The organism is Arthrobacter sp. UYEF20 (assembly GCF_040546335.1).
In the GTDB taxonomy this organism is placed as follows: domain Bacteria; phylum Actinomycetota; class Actinomycetes; order Actinomycetales; family Micrococcaceae; genus Arthrobacter.
Map to the genome: position 1 here is coordinate 298,779 of NZ_JBEPNP010000004.1, position 13,520 is coordinate 312,298.

A 13,520-nucleotide genomic window follows, 5' to 3' on the forward strand; every position below is an offset into this window, starting at 1 on the left:
CTTAGCCCCCCGTCGGTTCTGCCTGCAACTTCTGGACCCGGGCCTTGATATCGTCCCGGACCAGACGCATGCGTTCCATTCCTTCGATGCCGCCATCGGAGGGCTCGTCCGTTTCCCAGACCTCGAGCCGCTTGCCCTCGCGGGGTTCGAGCTTGGCTTCGGTGCCCAGGACGACGACGACATCCGCCGCGTCCAGGACTTCGTCGGTGACGGGCTTGGGGTGTTCTCCGGTGATGTCGATGCCGAGTTCATTCAGGGACTCGACGGCCTGGGGGTTCAGCGATTCGGCGGGCTTGGTTCTGGCCGAGTGCACCGTGACGGCCCCGCCAACGAGCTGGTCCGTGAGGGCTGAGCTGATGCGGCGGAGCAGTTCGACGTTGTTCTGCAGCCCCCTGCTGGTTTCATGCCGGGTTTTGCGGGGTTCAGTCATCTCAGCACTCCAGGGACGTGGTGCATGGAAGTCCGGTTCAGTTGTGGTCGCGGGAGCGGCCATGCGACAGCCCGGTGGGGAAGCCGACGAGCACCGGCTCGAGAGCGGCGCAGCACGAGGACTCTGAGGCGGCGGCGGCTGCCGGGACGTCGCAGCTGGTGCCGGCGTCGGAGGAGCAGACGCTGGTTTCGGGGAGTTCGAGCTGGACGGTGTCCGCGGCCTCGCGGTCACCGGCCAGGGCGGCGGCCACGGAGCGGACCTGCTCGTAGCCGGTGGCGAGCAGGAAGGTCGGCGCCCGGCCGTAGGACTTCATGCCGACGATGTAGAAGTCCTGGTCCGGGTGCGCCAGCAATGCTGCGCCGTGCGGGGGGACGGTGCCGCAGGAGTGGAATTCAGGGTCGATCAGCGGGCCGAGTTCGGTGGGTGCTTCGACGGCCGGGTCCAGGTTCAGCCGGAGTTCACGGAGGATGCCCAGGTCCGGGCGGAACCCGGTGCAGGGAACGACGACGTCGGCCTCGAGGGTCCGGCCGTCCACGGATCCGACGGTGACGTGCGAGGCGAGGGATTTCAGCGAGCTGATGCCGAAGCCGGTGTGCAGTTGGATGGTTCCTGCCTCGACGAGGCGGCGCAGGCGGGCGCCGAGTTGGCCGCGGGCGGGCAGTCCGTCGGCGTCGCCGCCGCCGTAGACCTTCGAGGCGGACTCGCCGCGGACCGCCCAGAGGATCCGGGTGCCCGGTTCTTCCTTGGCGAGGTCGGCGAGGTTGATCAGGGTGTTGGCGGCGGAGTGGCCGGCGCCAACGACCAGGACAAGGCGGCCGGCGAACGAGGCGCGGTCGCGGCCGGTGACATCCGGGAGCGGGGAGGAAATCCTGGAGGCAGCGGAGTCTTCACCGATGGCGGGGAGCCCGGAGGTTCCCAGCGGGTTGCGGGTGGACCAGGTGCCGGAGGCGTCAATGACCCCGGCCACGGCGTGGTCGCGGGTTTCGCCGTCCGCGTGCTCGACCCGGACGATGAACGGTGTGTTCTCGCGGTAGCGGGTGTGGGTCTTGTCCATGCCGGCGCGGGTCACAGCGATGACCCTGGAACCGGTCTGCAACTGCGAGCTGATGGCCGGGAGCGCGGCCAGAGGGGTCAGGTAGTTGTCGATCAGTTCCCCGCCGTAGGGAAGCGCCGTGGGCCCGGGCGATTCCCAGCCGGAGGCTTCGAGCAGGCGGACGGCTGCGGCATCGATGTTGTACTGCCACGGGGAGAACAGCCGGATGTGGCGCCACTGCTCGATCGCGGCGCCCGCGGAGGGGCCGGCTTCGAGGATCAGCGGTTCCAGGCCGCGTTCGAGCAGGTGGGCCGCGGCAGCCAGGCCGATCGGGCCTGCGCCGATGACGGCAACGGGAAGGGTCTTTGTCGAATCCATGGTGTCCTCTGTTTCATCCGTAAGTGTGGCGGTTCTTGCCGGCGGTGCCGGCCGGTCCTGTGGGCCGGCAGGCGGGAGGGTGTCAGCAGCAGCCCTGATCGTCGTCGCAACAACCCGGGTCACTGCCGTAGTCGGTATCCACTCAGCTCGCCTCTGTCCGCGTTCGATGTCAGGCAGGTCTCCGGGGGCTCGGTAGGGTTACTTGGCGACCGGCGTGATGGATGCGATCTGGGGGCGAGGCTGGACGGGCGATATGGCGAATCACCAACTATACGGACGATCGTACAGTATAGTTATTGTTAAGTTCACAAAGAGAGGTCAACATGGATGGCAGAACGGCCAGAGGCCTGAAATCGAGAAAAATTGTCCTGGGGGAAGCGGTGAACATGGCCTCAATCGAAGGGCTCGAGGGTCTTTCGATCGGGGGCCTGGCCTCCCGTGCTGCGCTTAGTAAGAGCGGGGTGGCTGTTCTGTTCGGTTCGAAAGAGCAGCTACAAATCGCGACGGTCGAGGCGGCGCGGGAAGTTTTCATCGCCGCGGTCGTAGCGCCTGCCCTGAAAACCGCACCCGGCCTGGCAAGACTTCGGGTCCTTCTGGACGCCTGGCTTTCCTACAGCCGCGACCGGGTCTTTACCGGCGGATGTTTCTTCTCGGCCGCCAGCACGGAGCTGGATTCCAAATCCGGCCCGGTGCGGGAAGCGGTTGCGAAGGCGGTTCTGGAATGGCATTCGTTGCTGGCCTCCCAAATCCAGACCGCAGCCGACGCCGGAGAACTACCGGGGGCGGACGTGAACCAACTGGTGTTCGAAACGACGGCATTCCTGGAGGCGGCCAATGCGCGTTCGCTCCTCACCGCCTCGGCTGAGCCCTACGCCGCGGCCAAACGCGCGCTGGCCCGGATCTACGGGCAATGGTAATCAACACCTCCAGCCAACTCGCCTCGGTGCCCAAGCTTGGGAACGTCACTATCGGTCCCGAGTCCGATCTGAAAGAAGCACAGCTCCCATGGCTCCACACAGCACCCTCGTCATCGTTGCACACCCCGATCTGGAGAACTCGCGGATCACCGCCCAGCTTTCCGCCGCCGTCAAGGACTTGGAACACGTCACGGTCCATGAACTCTCCGCCGCCTACCCGGACCGGCGTGTCGATGCAATCCGGGAGCAGGAGCTATTGCGTCAGCATGACACCATCGTGTTGCAGTTCCCCTGGCATTGGTACTCCGTCCCCGGCATGCTGAAGGAATGGATGGACCAGGTCCTCACATATGGCTTCGCTTACGGTGCCGGCGGCGATGCTTTGCGGGGCAAGCGGCTGCAGCTGGTCATCTCTACCGGCGCCCCTGAGTCGTCGTACACGCCCTCGGGGCACAACCGCTTCACCATGGCCGAGCTGCTGCGCCCGCTGGAAGTCACCGCACACCTCTGCGGCCTCGACCTGGCGGAGCCTCTGGTCCTGCACTCGGCGTACCGGGTAACGCCAGATGAACTAACGGCCCACGCAGCGCGCTACCGCGAACTGCTCTCCGACGTGCCCGCCTACTCCGGACACTGATCTGCTCGTAGATCAGACGAAAATGCCGCCCGGGACTAGTGGAATGATGTGAGCACCAACGCCTGACCGCCCCGGACATCCGACTTTCCTGCGCCTGGCGGAGGCAGATCGGCCGGTTCCGGGCGGGGGAGTATTGGGCACGGGTCGAGGCAGTGGGCCGGAATCCGGTCGACTACCAACTGGCCGCCGGCGTTGTGTTGGCGCTGCCAGCACGTCGCGCGCACTTGCTCGACGGGACGCTGGAGGAACTTCGCAACACGTGACCACACGGCGCTCTGGCCACATGACAGGAGGCGTGCTGGTGAGGGGAAAATCCCGGTTCGAAGCGCCGTTTCTCCGGGCGGGTCTTAGTACCGGATATCCTTCTGGTCAAAGAACTCTCTGCGGTATTCAGTGGGTGTGATGCCGATCGTCCGCATGAAGTGATGCCGTAGCAGCGGAGCCGCGCCGAAACCAGACTCAGAAGCGACATCTTCCACCGACATACGAGTCTCCTCGAGCAGTTCCTGGGCACGGGCAACTCGCTGACGGATAAGCCACAAATGTGGTGCGCAGCCCATCTCCGCCGCGAAACGGCGGCCGAAGGACCTTTCGGGCATGCCGGCGATGCGCGCCATCTCAGAGACTGTCATGCTGTGCTTGATATTCTCGGTGATCCAGTCAAGCGTGGGCTGCAGGCTTCTTTCGGAACGGGCAATGGCTGGTCTTTCGATGAACTGCTTCTGTCCGCCGTCCCGATGCGGTGATACGACCATGCGTCTGGCGATCCGGTTGGCGACGGCGGTGCCAAGCTCTTTTCGCACCAAGTGCAGGCAGGCATCGATTCCTGCGGCCGTGCCGGCACTGCTGAGTATTGTTCCATCGTGGGAGTAGAGAATATCGGGATCAACACGCACATTGGGGTAATCGCTGGCTAGCCGATCGGCGTAACGCCAGTGCGTGGCCACAGTGCGTCCGTCAAGAAGACCCGCCGCCGCCAGGGCGAAGGCGCCGGAACAAAGTGACATCACATAGGCGCCGCGACCGGCCGCGTCCCGCAGCACGTTCAGGATGGCCTCACTTGGCGGCGCGGTCAGCGAGGACGAGGGAACTGCGACCAGGTCAGCGTCCGCGGCATCGGCCAGCGCACCGGTCGCGGTGACGAACGCACCTGCCCCCGCCGACAGAGGCTCTTCCGGTGTTTCGGCACACACAAAGTATTCGAATCTTGGTACGCCATCGGCAGAACGGTCGACGCCAAATACCTCCGCCACAACACCCAACTCAAACAAAGACACCGGTGGTTGCAGGATGACCGCTATCTTCTTCAGCACCTCCCCATCATATGGCCGGATTTTGTCCATAAACAGCGTTTACGCCACTGTCGCTGCAGAGCTTGACGCTGGAGTATTGCTACCATGACTACTCAACCAGCCGCCAGCCCGACCATGATGTACGGGCACGTCGGCCCCATGACGGCCTGGACCACCCAAGGTGACGGGATCGAAAAGATCTCACCACGCCAGCTGCCGATACCGACACCCGGCCCTGGGGAAGTGCTCGTGAAGATCGCGGCGCTGTCCCTTAACTATCGGGACCTGTTGGTGGTCGGCGGCAAGGGTGGTTGGAAGCCGGCCCACCGTGTGGTGCCAGTTTCCGACGCGGTGGGCACGGTTGTCGAAGTCGGCGAGGGCACAGACCGATTCGCCGTCGGCGACCGGGTCTCAGCGATATTCCTACCCAAGTGGCAGTCCGGACCGCTCACGCGTGAGACGTACGTGACCCCTACAGGCGGCCCGGCTAACCGCGGCATGCTTGCCGAATACGTCACGATCGATCAGGACGAGGCCGTGAGCGCACCACGCACCCTCGACGACGAGCACGCCGCAACGCTGCCGGTCGCTGCCCTTACCGCCTGGCACGCCGTCGTGCGCCGCGGACGCATCCAGCCAGGCCAAACGGTTCTCATTCACGGCACCGGCGGCGTTTCGTTGTTCGCGCTGCAGTTCGCTCTCGCACTTGGAGCGGTCCCCATCATCACCTCCAGCAGCGACGAAAAAATCCGCAAATTGCACGCGCTGGGTTCCCTCAAAACGATCAACTACCGGAAGACTCCCGATGTGGCCTCGGAAGTCCTCAGACTTACGGGCGGGGAGGGCGTTGACCACGTCATCGAGACGATTGGCGGCGAGAACCTGAACCACTCCCTGGGGGCCGTGAAAATCGGGGGAGCCATCGCCTTCATCGGGCTCATCGCCGGTTTGGCGGCGCTTATCAACACCTACGAGTTCGTCAGCAAAAACGTGACAATTCATGGCGTCGAAACCGGATCGCGTGAAATGTACGAGGAAATGGGTGCGTTCATCGACGAACACTCCATCCGCCCCTTGGTCGACTCGACATACACAGCCGACAAGATCCACGAGGCACTCCAGCACCTGGAAGATGGCCGGCACTTCGGCAAGATCGTGATCTCAATGCCGCCTTCCCCGCTGCCCGGGTGACTCCTGGCCGGCGCTCACGCCACGCTCACGCCGCGCTCACGCCGCGCTCACCTTCGAGGCAGGGAAACGCCCAGAGGGGTCGCATCACGGAGAGCGACCACAGGCCCGGGAAGAAACGCGCCCCACGAGGAAGCCGAGGTCGTCACGTGCAGAACGTGCTGCCTCGATCAGATCTGTCCCGTCAGTCGTCAACAGTCTGTGGGCGCCGGTTTCCGGCTCTAATAAGGGGGCTGCGAGTTCACGAGAGCTCTCAGCTTCGACTTTCGGTCCACTGGACCCCCCTGTGGGCGGCACATCCGGTTCTTCAAACGTCTTCGACGAATACACGCGCACGCCGCTGGCGCACATCCCGTGCCGGTCGTTCAAGGCCTCCGACGTCGTCGCGGTGCGGGAGCGCATCATCGCCGAAACCGGCTGCCACACCGGCCTACGTCCGCAGCGACAACGCGCCCGAGTTCACCGCTGAGGTTCTGGTCAGCTGATGCAACACCGCCGGCGTGTCCACCACATTCATCGACCCGGGATCGCCCAGGCAGGACGGCGCCGTCAAATCATTCAACGCCCACTTCAGAAGGGAACAATACTCCGGAGAAACCATCGACCCCATGGTCGAAGCCAAACGGTAGTGGGAAGCCTGGACCCAAGAAAACCAATTACCTATCGCGTAGACGCCGGATTGCAACGGGGCCCAGCAAGTCCGGGTGAGGGCATCGGCTGATTTTGGCGAGAGGAGGCCGACGGATCGGCTGCTTCTGTGGGGGCGTGAGTCCATCATGGAGTCACGCTGTTGGCTTCTGGATCTTGCCGAGGACTCGCGACAGTAGCAGGAGGTCCTCGTTGGTGAGGTTGGACGCGAACTTACTCTCGATCGCGCGGATGTAAACCGGGGCCGAGGCGCGGAATTCGGCCAATCCGGCCTTCGTGATGACAGCGTACGCCGAGCGGCGGTCGTCAGGGTGGCCCTCTTTGGTGATCAGGCCTTGGGCGACCAGGTCGTCTACGAGCCGGCTGACCCGCGTTCGGCTAAGGACCACTCGTTCTGCGAGGTCGCTCATCCTCAGTCGGCCCTCTGGTTCGGTTGCCAGTTCGAGCAGAACGTCGTACCACGACAACGGTAGTCCGGTCTGACTTTGGACTTCCTTGTCCAGGATTGGGACAAGGGCAGCGTGTACTTGGAGCAGTGCGCCCCAAGCATCGGAGGCGAGTTTCTTGCGGGAGGGCATGAGTTAATCCTATTCGATGTTGCGTGCACACGCACACTCCTTTATAGTTGTGTGCACACGCACATAACTATGGAAAGAAGGCATCATGGTCGAACTCATCAGCCGCGACGAACTCCAGTTGGCAATCGACTCGGGAACTGTCACTGTAATCGACGCGCTAGGGGGTATGTACTACGAGCAGCAGCACCTGCCCAAGGCACTGCCACTCGTGGAAGCCGACGTGGCGGCACAGGCATCGAGCCTGCTCCCGGACAAGAACGCTGCGATCGTTACCTACTGCTCCAATGAGTCCTGCCCGAATAGTCAGAGCGTAGCGAATCGACTGGCGGCAGCTGGGTATACCAATGTGCGCAAGTACCGCGAAGGTATTCAGGACTGGGTAGAAGCGGGCCTGCCGATCGAGTCTGGCGCGTTCGTCAACGCCTAACGATGTCCCCAATCAGGCCGGCCTTCGCCGTGACCCCGGCATCCTCCTGACTTCCGTGGAGGCCACCGATGCAACAGGCCAAAGTGGCAGCGCCTCCAGAGACGCCATTTCCTGGAAAGGCGAAACTCTAAGCAAACCCGGAGCGACTGAGACCAGGAGATACCGCCCCAAGAAATGATGATCAGCGTCCTGTCGTGGACGCGCCCAGATGCGGGTTCTAGCGGTCGTTGCAACACCCAGACTTTTGGGTGTTGCAACGACCGTGGTTCGTCTGAGCAGGGATCCGTCCGGGCGGGTGCGGTATGGGCAGGATCGGAAGCAGGCGTTTTTCGAGGCCGCTAGGGAGCTCGGATTCGACGCCGCGACATGTGCCGGCTGGGTCCATAGTGCCGGGTTGAAGAGCCGCGGGAAAACGGGGACCGGGCCGAGACGCCAGCCCAGCCAAGGATCCCTCTGAGGTTTCGGCGACAAGCCGGAGGCAGGGCAGTCTCGAGGTGTTGATCTGTTTTCAGTCTGCCGCTTCTGATTTCGAAGGTGGCGCGGCCGATGGCGGTTCCTTCAGGTAGATTCGTTGGACGGCCGGCCAGTCGTCGTCGCGCATGGGACGGATCGTGACCGCGGACTGTTTCGGCGCGGTCATAGGATAGCCAGGAGTCCGGCCGTTCGCTCCAGAGCCCCGGGAACCAGGGAGTAATAGGCCCAGGTTCCGCGCTTTTCGCGGCGCAGCAGACCCGCGTCGACCAGGATCTTCAGTTGGTGGGAGACGGTGGGCTGGCCCAGGTCCAGCGTGTCGGTCAGGTCGCACACGCAGGATTCACCGGAGGCTTGTGCCTTGACGATGGAGAGCAGCCGCAGTCGGTTCGGATCGGCCAGCGCCTTGAAGACCATGGCCTTCTGCTTCGCCTCCTCTGTGCCCAAAGCAGGCATTCCTGCCAGGGCGCAGCAGGCTCCATCGATGGTCGGGGCGAGTACAGGCAACAAGTTCATGTATCCATCATGCCGCAACATTGACATTCTTCAATATATTGGCGAAGGCCTCGGGTTAGGAGTGGCACCGGCGCTGGCCCGGTTTGTGTGGTGGCGACGACCTCGCCGAGGAGATGCCCGGTGGTTGCCCGGTCCTTGACCGAAATGGAGGTGCTCGCCTCATACATGGCGTTCGCCACGACGCTGCCGCTGATTGCACCCACGGTGTGGGCAACGACATAGGTGCCGAGCTCCGGGAGGGTGAGCCCGGTACCGTTGCGTCGGCCCAGGATCCAGTCGGTGATGGAGACGACGGGGTTGAAGTGGGTGCCGCTGACGGGACCGAGCACGAGGATCAGGACCGTGAGGCCCAGCACCGTGGCGTTGCTGTTCTGGAGCAGTTGCCGGCCATCGTCGTTGGGGGAAAGCTGCTGGGCGGCGATGCCGGAACCGACGACGATCATCACGAGCAAGCTGGTGCCGAGCAGTTCGGCGGCACGGCGCCACAGCGGCCGTTGCTGAGAGTCATGCGAACAGCTCGAATCAAGATATTTGCTCAGTCAAAAGTTGAATCAATGAATACTGACCCAGTTGAAGTTTTTCGGGCGCGGGTCGCCGCATGCAGCCCTCGCGGATCCTGCGCGGCTTCGCAAAGAATCGGGGCCGGTACAGTCCCACCAGCACATCTTGCCGAGCCTGAGCATCTGGCGGACGCCGCCGATGCGCACACGCGTTCCGGTGACCTTGAGCTGGCAGCGGAGGCCAACCGGAGGTTCCACGAGCACGCTGCTGACCTGGCGGACAACAGCGTCATGAGCGTGACGCTCAATCAGTGGTGGGACCGCACGACGGTCAGCACCCGGCACACCATCCGCACGCCGCGGCGAGTCGAGGAAGTCGACCATGAACACCGCCTCATCCTCGACGCCCTCGGCCGCGGGGATGCCAGCGCGGCACGCGATGCGGCTAAGTCACACATCCTCGCGACACGAGACGCACTCATCGCACTCAACGAAACACTCAACGAAGGGGACCGGCCGTGACCGACCACAGCTACGCCATCGAACTCGCTTGGACGGGCAACCCTGGGCAGGGAACCAAGAACCTCCGCTCATATTCGCGTGATCACGACGTCGCCGGGGACCGGCTCCCGACCATCGCTGCATCCTCCGACCCGGCATTCCGAGGCGACCCGTACAGATGGAATCCCGAACAGCTCTACCTCTCTTCGATCGCACAGTGCCACATGCTGTGGTACCTCAGCCTTGCCGCGACGTCTGGCGTCACAGTCCTCGGCTACGAAGACCACCCGACCGGTCTCATGATCGAGGAGGCAGATGGGGCCGGACAGTTCGACAATGTCACTCTGCACCCAATCGTCACCATCAGTGCCGATAGCAATGCCCTCGTTGCGGAGGAGCTGCACCACCGGGTTGCGGATTACTGCTTCATTGCAAGATCCATCCGGACGCCGATTCGCCACATCGTCACGATCAAGCAGTCGTCCCCAATGGACGTCCGTTGACGGATCAGCTTGCGGGTGGTGGCGCCGCCCTTTATCGCTGCGGTTCACATCCTGACGACTCCGGGAATCGGCCTGCCTGTCTCATTTATCGATAGATTTTCAAGACACCACTGTGACATCCCCTATGCCGTCAGGGTTGGGCAAATCCGTCTAATTCGTATTGGATCGGCACAGGCAATTCAGGCCATTACCGCCACTGGCCAAGGCTGGCTTGGTATTTTTTCCGTTTTCTGAAGCGCCCCGTATGTATCGATCCGGCTCATGCTCTTGAGGACGCGTCTTCAAGCACCAAACGCTCGGTCCTGGTCGATGGGAATGGCATCCCGCTGGGTACGGTGATCACCACCGCGAACCGGCATGACTCGCCCCTGCTGCGTCCCACCCTGGAGAGGCTGTGCAGGTTCGGATTCCGCCTGCCCGAACGGATCACCGTTCACCTGGACGCCGGCTACGACTCGGCCAAGACCCGCGAACTGCTTGAGGAACTCGGATTCCATGCAGAGGTCGCTTCCAAGGGCGTCCCCGCGCCGATCCAAGTCGACAAACGCTGGGTCGTCGAGCACACCAACTCCTGGCACAACCGAGGCTTCAGGAAACTCGCGATCTGCACCGAACGACGCATCAGGGTCATCAACGCCGGGATCGCGCTGGCCAACGCCGTCATCATCATCCGCCGGCGTAGTCGGACCTTGGGCGGGGAGCGCGGTGCCGCCAACAGGCTGGCCCCCCCGTGCTGGAGGCCTGATCCATCACGCCGACGCTGTATGGCAGTACGAGGGGCTGCGTCCGTCCGCGCGCCTGCTCGTGAATTAGCGAATTGGGCTGGCAGCCTTCAAGAGCGGACGAGCCGGGCGATGGCGTCGGAGGCTTCCTTGATCTTGATGTCTGCCTGCTCCCCGCCGAGCTTGGCGGCGTCGACGACGCAGTGTTTGAGGTGGTCATCGAGGAGTCCGAGTGCGACGCCTTCCAGTGCCTTGGTGAGGGCCGAGATCTGGGTGAGGATGTCGATGCAGTACGTTTCCTCGTCGACCATGCGGTGGATGCCGCGGGCCTGGCCTTCGATGCGTTTGAGGCGGGCGAGGTATTTGCTTTTGTCACCGATGTAGCCGTGCGTGGTGTGGCACGACTCTGGGGTGGCCTCGGCGGGAGTGATTGTTTCCATGGCGTTGTCCTTTGTTCTCCGTTCTTTGTTTCATGGTTGCAGAGTTAGCGCTTCAGCGCCGCATTTGTGCTGGTTTCGGGCCGCAGGTCCAGCCGGCGCAGGATCTGGGCGTTGAGAGCGACGACGATCGTGGACAGTGACATCAGGATCGCGCCGACCGACATCGGCAGGATGAAGCCGGCCGGGGCGAGGACGCCCGCGGCGAGGGGTACGGAGACGAGGTTGTAGCCGGCCGCCCACCAGAGGTTCTGTTTCATCTTGCGGTACGAGGCGCGGGACAGTTCGATCACGGACAGTACCGAGCGGGGGTCATCGCTGGCGAGGATTACGCCTGCCGAGGCGATGGCGACATCCGTGCCGGCGCCGATGGCGATGCCGACGTCGGCCTGGGCGAGGGCGGGGGCGTCGTTGACGCCGTCGCCGACCATCGCGACCTTCCGTCCCTCGTGTTGGAGTTCTTTGACCTTCTCTGACTTGTCTTCGGGGCGGACCCCGGCGAAGACGCGGTCGATGCCCAGCTCGGCGGCGACCGATTGGGCGACAGCCTCGGCGTCGCCGGTGATCATGACGACCTGCACGTTCAGTGCGTGCAGCGCCTGGACGGCCTGGCGGGACTCCTCGCGGACCTCGTCGGCGAGTCTCAGGGCGCCGATCACCGCACGGTCGGCCAGGACGTGCAGGATGATCGCGCCCTCCCCGCGCCAGGAACGGGCGATGCCCAGCTCGCTGCCGCTTTGCTGCTCCAGCAGGTTGGGCCCGCCGACCTGGATGCGGGTTCCGTCCACTGTGGCGGTGACGCCGACCGCTGGTGACGATACGAAACCGGACGCCTTCGGGATGGCGAGTCCGCGGCTCTTTGCCGCATTGACGATCGCCAGGGCCAGCGGGTGCTCGGAGTCGGCCTCGGCGGCCGCGGCCAGGGCCAGGATCCGGTCCTCGCTGTGGTCGCGGGTAGTTTCGACGGCGGTGACGGTGGGCTCGCCCTTGGTGAGGGTGCCGGTCTTGTCGAACAGGACCGTGTCCACGGTGCGCATGCTCTCCAGCGCGAGCCGGTCCTTGATCAGCACACCGGCGCGGGCGGCGCGTTCGGTGGCGATGGAGACGAGGAGCGGGATTGCCAGGCCGAGCGCGTGGGGGCAGGCGATCACCAGGACGGTGATGGTCCGCACGACACCGAGGTCGGGCAGGCCGACCATGGTCCATACGATGGCGGTGATGACGCCGGCACCGAGCGCGAACCAGAACAGCCAGGCCGCGGCAGTGTCGGCCAGACGCTGGGCGCGGGAGCTGGAGTTCTGCGCGTCGGTGACCAGGCGCTGAATTCCAGCCAGGGCGGTGTCCTCGCCGACGGCGGTGATCTCGATCCGGAGCCCGGAGTCGGTGGCGACGGTTCCGGCGACGACGTGGCCCCCTGCACTGCGGCGCACGGTGCGGGACTCGCCGGTGATCATTGACTCGTCCATGCTTGCCGAGCCGGAGACGATCCTGCCGTCCGCGGGCACCCGGCCTCCCGGACGAACGACGACGGTGTCACCGAGCTCCAAATCCGACGGCGGTACCGGCACGGTCGTATCGCCGTCGACGCGTTCGGCAACATCCGGCAGGAGCGCGGCCAGGGAATCCAGAGCCGAGGTGGTCTGGGCCAAGGAGCGCATCTCGATCCAGTGGCCCAGCAGCATGATCACGACTAGCAGCGAAAGCTCCCACCAGAAGTCGAGCTCGTGATGCAGCAGGCCAATGCTTGCACCCCAGGAGGAGAGAAAAGCGACGGTGATCGCGAGGGCGATCAGCAGCATCATCCCGGGTTTGCGGGAGCGCAGTTCATCCACGGCGCCGGTGAGGAACGGCTTGCCGCCCCACACATACAGGACCGTGCCCAGGATCGGGGAAATCCACGGCATCCAGGGCACATCGGGAAGCGTGTATCCGAGGATCGTCGAGAACATTCCGGAGAAACCCACCACCGGGACCGCCAGGACCAGCATGATCCAGAACAGCCGCCGGAACTGCCCGACGTGGTCACCATGCCCACTGTGGCCGGCCATGTCATGTCCGGCGTGACCGGAGTCGGCCTCTGCGGAGGGGTGTTCAGGCACGGTTGAGACGCTACCGTCGTGGTGAAGGGCGTGCGCGTCCGGACCTGCAGGGCCGGGGTGCATTCCGTGGCCGCCGTGTTCCTGGTGCTCGTTCATGGTCTTTACCCTCTGGCTGGTCTGGATGGGTCTCTGACAAGAGTGGTCGGGGGGGGGGGGGGGGGGGGGGGGGCGCCCCCCCCCCCCCCCCCCGGGGGGGGGGGGGGGGGGTGGGGGGGGGGGGGGGGGGCGCGGCCCCGCCCCCCC

At 64.3% G+C, this 13,520-nt stretch carries 13 protein-coding genes and 3 pseudogenes; 8 read left to right on the forward strand and 8 right to left on the reverse strand.

The features are described 5' to 3' along the window. Position 1 precedes the first annotated feature (1 nt). A complete protein-coding gene (locus ABIB26_RS07260) occupies positions 2–430 on the reverse strand; it encodes an arsenate-mycothiol transferase ArsC (RefSeq protein ID WP_354240912.1) in 429 nt (142 codons plus the stop codon). Between the two features lie 37 nt (positions 431–467). Further along, complete coding sequence (locus ABIB26_RS07265; protein ID WP_354240914.1) at positions 468–1,841, reverse strand: FAD-dependent oxidoreductase; 1,374 nt, start codon at positions 1,839–1,841, stop codon at positions 468–470. Positions 1,842–2,164: 323 nt separating this feature from the next. Here ABIB26_RS07265 and ABIB26_RS07270 point away from each other — a divergent pair, with 323 nt between their 5' ends. Together ABIB26_RS07270 and ABIB26_RS07275 are read left to right on the forward strand one after the other, a co-directional pair. Beyond that, on the forward strand, positions 2,165–2,758 hold the full coding sequence (locus ABIB26_RS07270; protein ID WP_354240916.1) for a TetR/AcrR family transcriptional regulator: 594 nt from the start codon (positions 2,165–2,167) through the stop codon (positions 2,756–2,758). 88 nt (positions 2,759–2,846) lie between these two features. Further along, complete coding sequence (locus ABIB26_RS07275; RefSeq protein WP_354240918.1) at positions 2,847–3,395, forward strand: NAD(P)H-dependent oxidoreductase; 549 nt, start codon at positions 2,847–2,849, stop codon at positions 3,393–3,395. A gap of 347 nt (positions 3,396–3,742) precedes the next feature. Here ABIB26_RS07275 and ABIB26_RS07280 read toward each other — a convergent pair whose 3' ends face one another. Beyond that, positions 3,743–4,708, reverse strand: coding sequence for a helix-turn-helix domain-containing protein (locus ABIB26_RS07280; RefSeq protein WP_354240920.1), 966 nt, complete (start codon positions 4,706–4,708; stop codon positions 3,743–3,745). Between the two features lie 84 nt (positions 4,709–4,792). Between ABIB26_RS07280 and ABIB26_RS07285 the strand changes: the two genes are divergently transcribed. After that, the gene (locus tag ABIB26_RS07285) at positions 4,793–5,878 is read left to right on the forward strand and encodes a zinc-dependent alcohol dehydrogenase family protein (protein WP_354240921.1); all 1,086 of its coding nucleotides are present in this window, start codon (positions 4,793–4,795) and stop codon (positions 5,876–5,878) included. A 249-nt stretch (positions 5,879–6,127) separates the two neighbouring features. Continuing rightward, a pseudogene (locus ABIB26_RS07290) lies at positions 6,128–6,498 on the forward strand (DDE-type integrase/transposase/recombinase); the annotation flags it as partial. A 159-nt stretch (positions 6,499–6,657) separates the two neighbouring features. On the opposite strand, the gene ABIB26_RS07295 reads toward ABIB26_RS07290, so the two are convergent. Continuing rightward, a complete protein-coding gene (locus ABIB26_RS07295; protein WP_354240923.1) occupies positions 6,658–7,101 on the reverse strand; it encodes a MarR family winged helix-turn-helix transcriptional regulator in 444 nt (147 codons plus the stop codon). Positions 7,102–7,186: 85 nt separating this feature from the next. Between ABIB26_RS07295 and ABIB26_RS07300 the strand changes: the two genes are divergently transcribed. Then, positions 7,187–7,528 (forward strand): rhodanese-like domain-containing protein, encoded by a 342-nt coding sequence (locus ABIB26_RS07300; protein ID WP_354240924.1) that lies wholly within the window; start codon positions 7,187–7,189, stop codon positions 7,526–7,528. A gap of 636 nt (positions 7,529–8,164) precedes the next feature. Here the strand turns inward: ABIB26_RS07300 and ABIB26_RS07305 are convergent. Together ABIB26_RS07305 and ABIB26_RS07310 are read right to left on the reverse strand one after the other, a co-directional pair. Continuing rightward, positions 8,165–8,515, reverse strand: coding sequence for an ArsR/SmtB family transcription factor (locus ABIB26_RS07305; RefSeq protein WP_502913630.1), 351 nt, complete (start codon positions 8,513–8,515; stop codon positions 8,165–8,167). Positions 8,516–8,604: 89 nt separating this feature from the next. Continuing rightward, positions 8,605–8,958, reverse strand: a pseudogene (locus tag ABIB26_RS07310) (aquaporin); the annotation flags it as partial. A gap of 111 nt (positions 8,959–9,069) precedes the next feature. Here ABIB26_RS07310 and ABIB26_RS07315 point away from each other — a divergent pair. The 3 genes and pseudogenes from ABIB26_RS07315 to ABIB26_RS07325 form a co-directional block, all read left to right on the forward strand. Continuing rightward, positions 9,070–9,537, forward strand: coding sequence for a GntR family transcriptional regulator (locus ABIB26_RS07315; RefSeq protein ID WP_354240926.1), 468 nt, complete (start codon positions 9,070–9,072; stop codon positions 9,535–9,537). After that, a complete protein-coding gene (locus ABIB26_RS07320; protein ID WP_354240928.1) occupies positions 9,534–10,019 on the forward strand; it encodes an OsmC family protein in 486 nt (161 codons plus the stop codon). The genes ABIB26_RS07315 and ABIB26_RS07320 overlap by 4 nt, the downstream gene beginning before the upstream one ends. Before the next feature lie 266 nt (positions 10,020–10,285). After that, positions 10,286–10,705 (forward strand): annotated as a pseudogene (locus tag ABIB26_RS07325) (transposase); the annotation flags it as partial. A gap of 146 nt (positions 10,706–10,851) precedes the next feature. Here the strand turns inward: ABIB26_RS07325 and ABIB26_RS07330 are convergent. Continuing rightward, positions 10,852–11,181, reverse strand: a complete 330-nt coding sequence (locus tag ABIB26_RS07330) for a metal-sensitive transcriptional regulator (RefSeq protein ID WP_354240930.1) — start codon at positions 11,179–11,181, stop codon at positions 10,852–10,854. A gap of 44 nt (positions 11,182–11,225) precedes the next feature. Then, positions 11,226–13,373 carry a heavy metal translocating P-type ATPase gene (locus ABIB26_RS07335; RefSeq protein ID WP_502913631.1) on the reverse strand — a complete coding sequence of 716 codons (2,148 nt, stop codon included), beginning with the start codon at positions 13,371–13,373 and terminating at the stop codon, positions 11,226–11,228. Between the last annotated feature and the right edge of the window lie 147 nt (positions 13,374–13,520).

Bases quoted from the DNA above. Each gene is read 5' to 3' on its own strand.
- ABIB26_RS07330 (WP_354240930.1), bottom strand. From the start codon at position 11,181: ATGGAAACAATCACTCCCGCCGAGGCCACCCCAGAGTCGTGCCACACC.
- ABIB26_RS07295 (WP_354240923.1), bottom strand. From the start codon at position 7,101: ATGCCCTCCCGCAAGAAACTCGCCTCCGATGCTTGGGGCGCACTGCTC.
- ABIB26_RS07315 (WP_354240926.1), top strand. From the start codon at position 9,070: ATGAATACTGACCCAGTTGAAGTTTTTCGGGCGCGGGTCGCCGCATGC.
- ABIB26_RS07300 (WP_354240924.1), top strand. From the start codon at position 7,187: ATGGTCGAACTCATCAGCCGCGACGAACTCCAGTTGGCAATCGACTCG.
- ABIB26_RS07335 (WP_502913631.1), bottom strand. From the start codon at position 13,373: ATGAACGAGCACCAGGAACACGGCGGCCACGGAATGCACCCCGGCCCT.
- ABIB26_RS07285 (WP_354240921.1), top strand. From the start codon at position 4,793: ATGACTACTCAACCAGCCGCCAGCCCGACCATGATGTACGGGCACGTC.
- ABIB26_RS07265 (WP_354240914.1), bottom strand. From the start codon at position 1,841: ATGGATTCGACAAAGACCCTTCCCGTTGCCGTCATCGGCGCAGGCCCG.
- ABIB26_RS07260 (WP_354240912.1), bottom strand. From the start codon at position 430: ATGACTGAACCCCGCAAAACCCGGCATGAAACCAGCAGGGGGCTGCAG.
- ABIB26_RS07270 (WP_354240916.1), top strand. From the start codon at position 2,165: ATGGATGGCAGAACGGCCAGAGGCCTGAAATCGAGAAAAATTGTCCTG.
- ABIB26_RS07305 (WP_502913630.1), bottom strand. From the start codon at position 8,515: ATGAACTTGTTGCCTGTACTCGCCCCGACCATCGATGGAGCCTGCTGC.
- ABIB26_RS07275 (WP_354240918.1), top strand. From the start codon at position 2,847: ATGGCTCCACACAGCACCCTCGTCATCGTTGCACACCCCGATCTGGAG.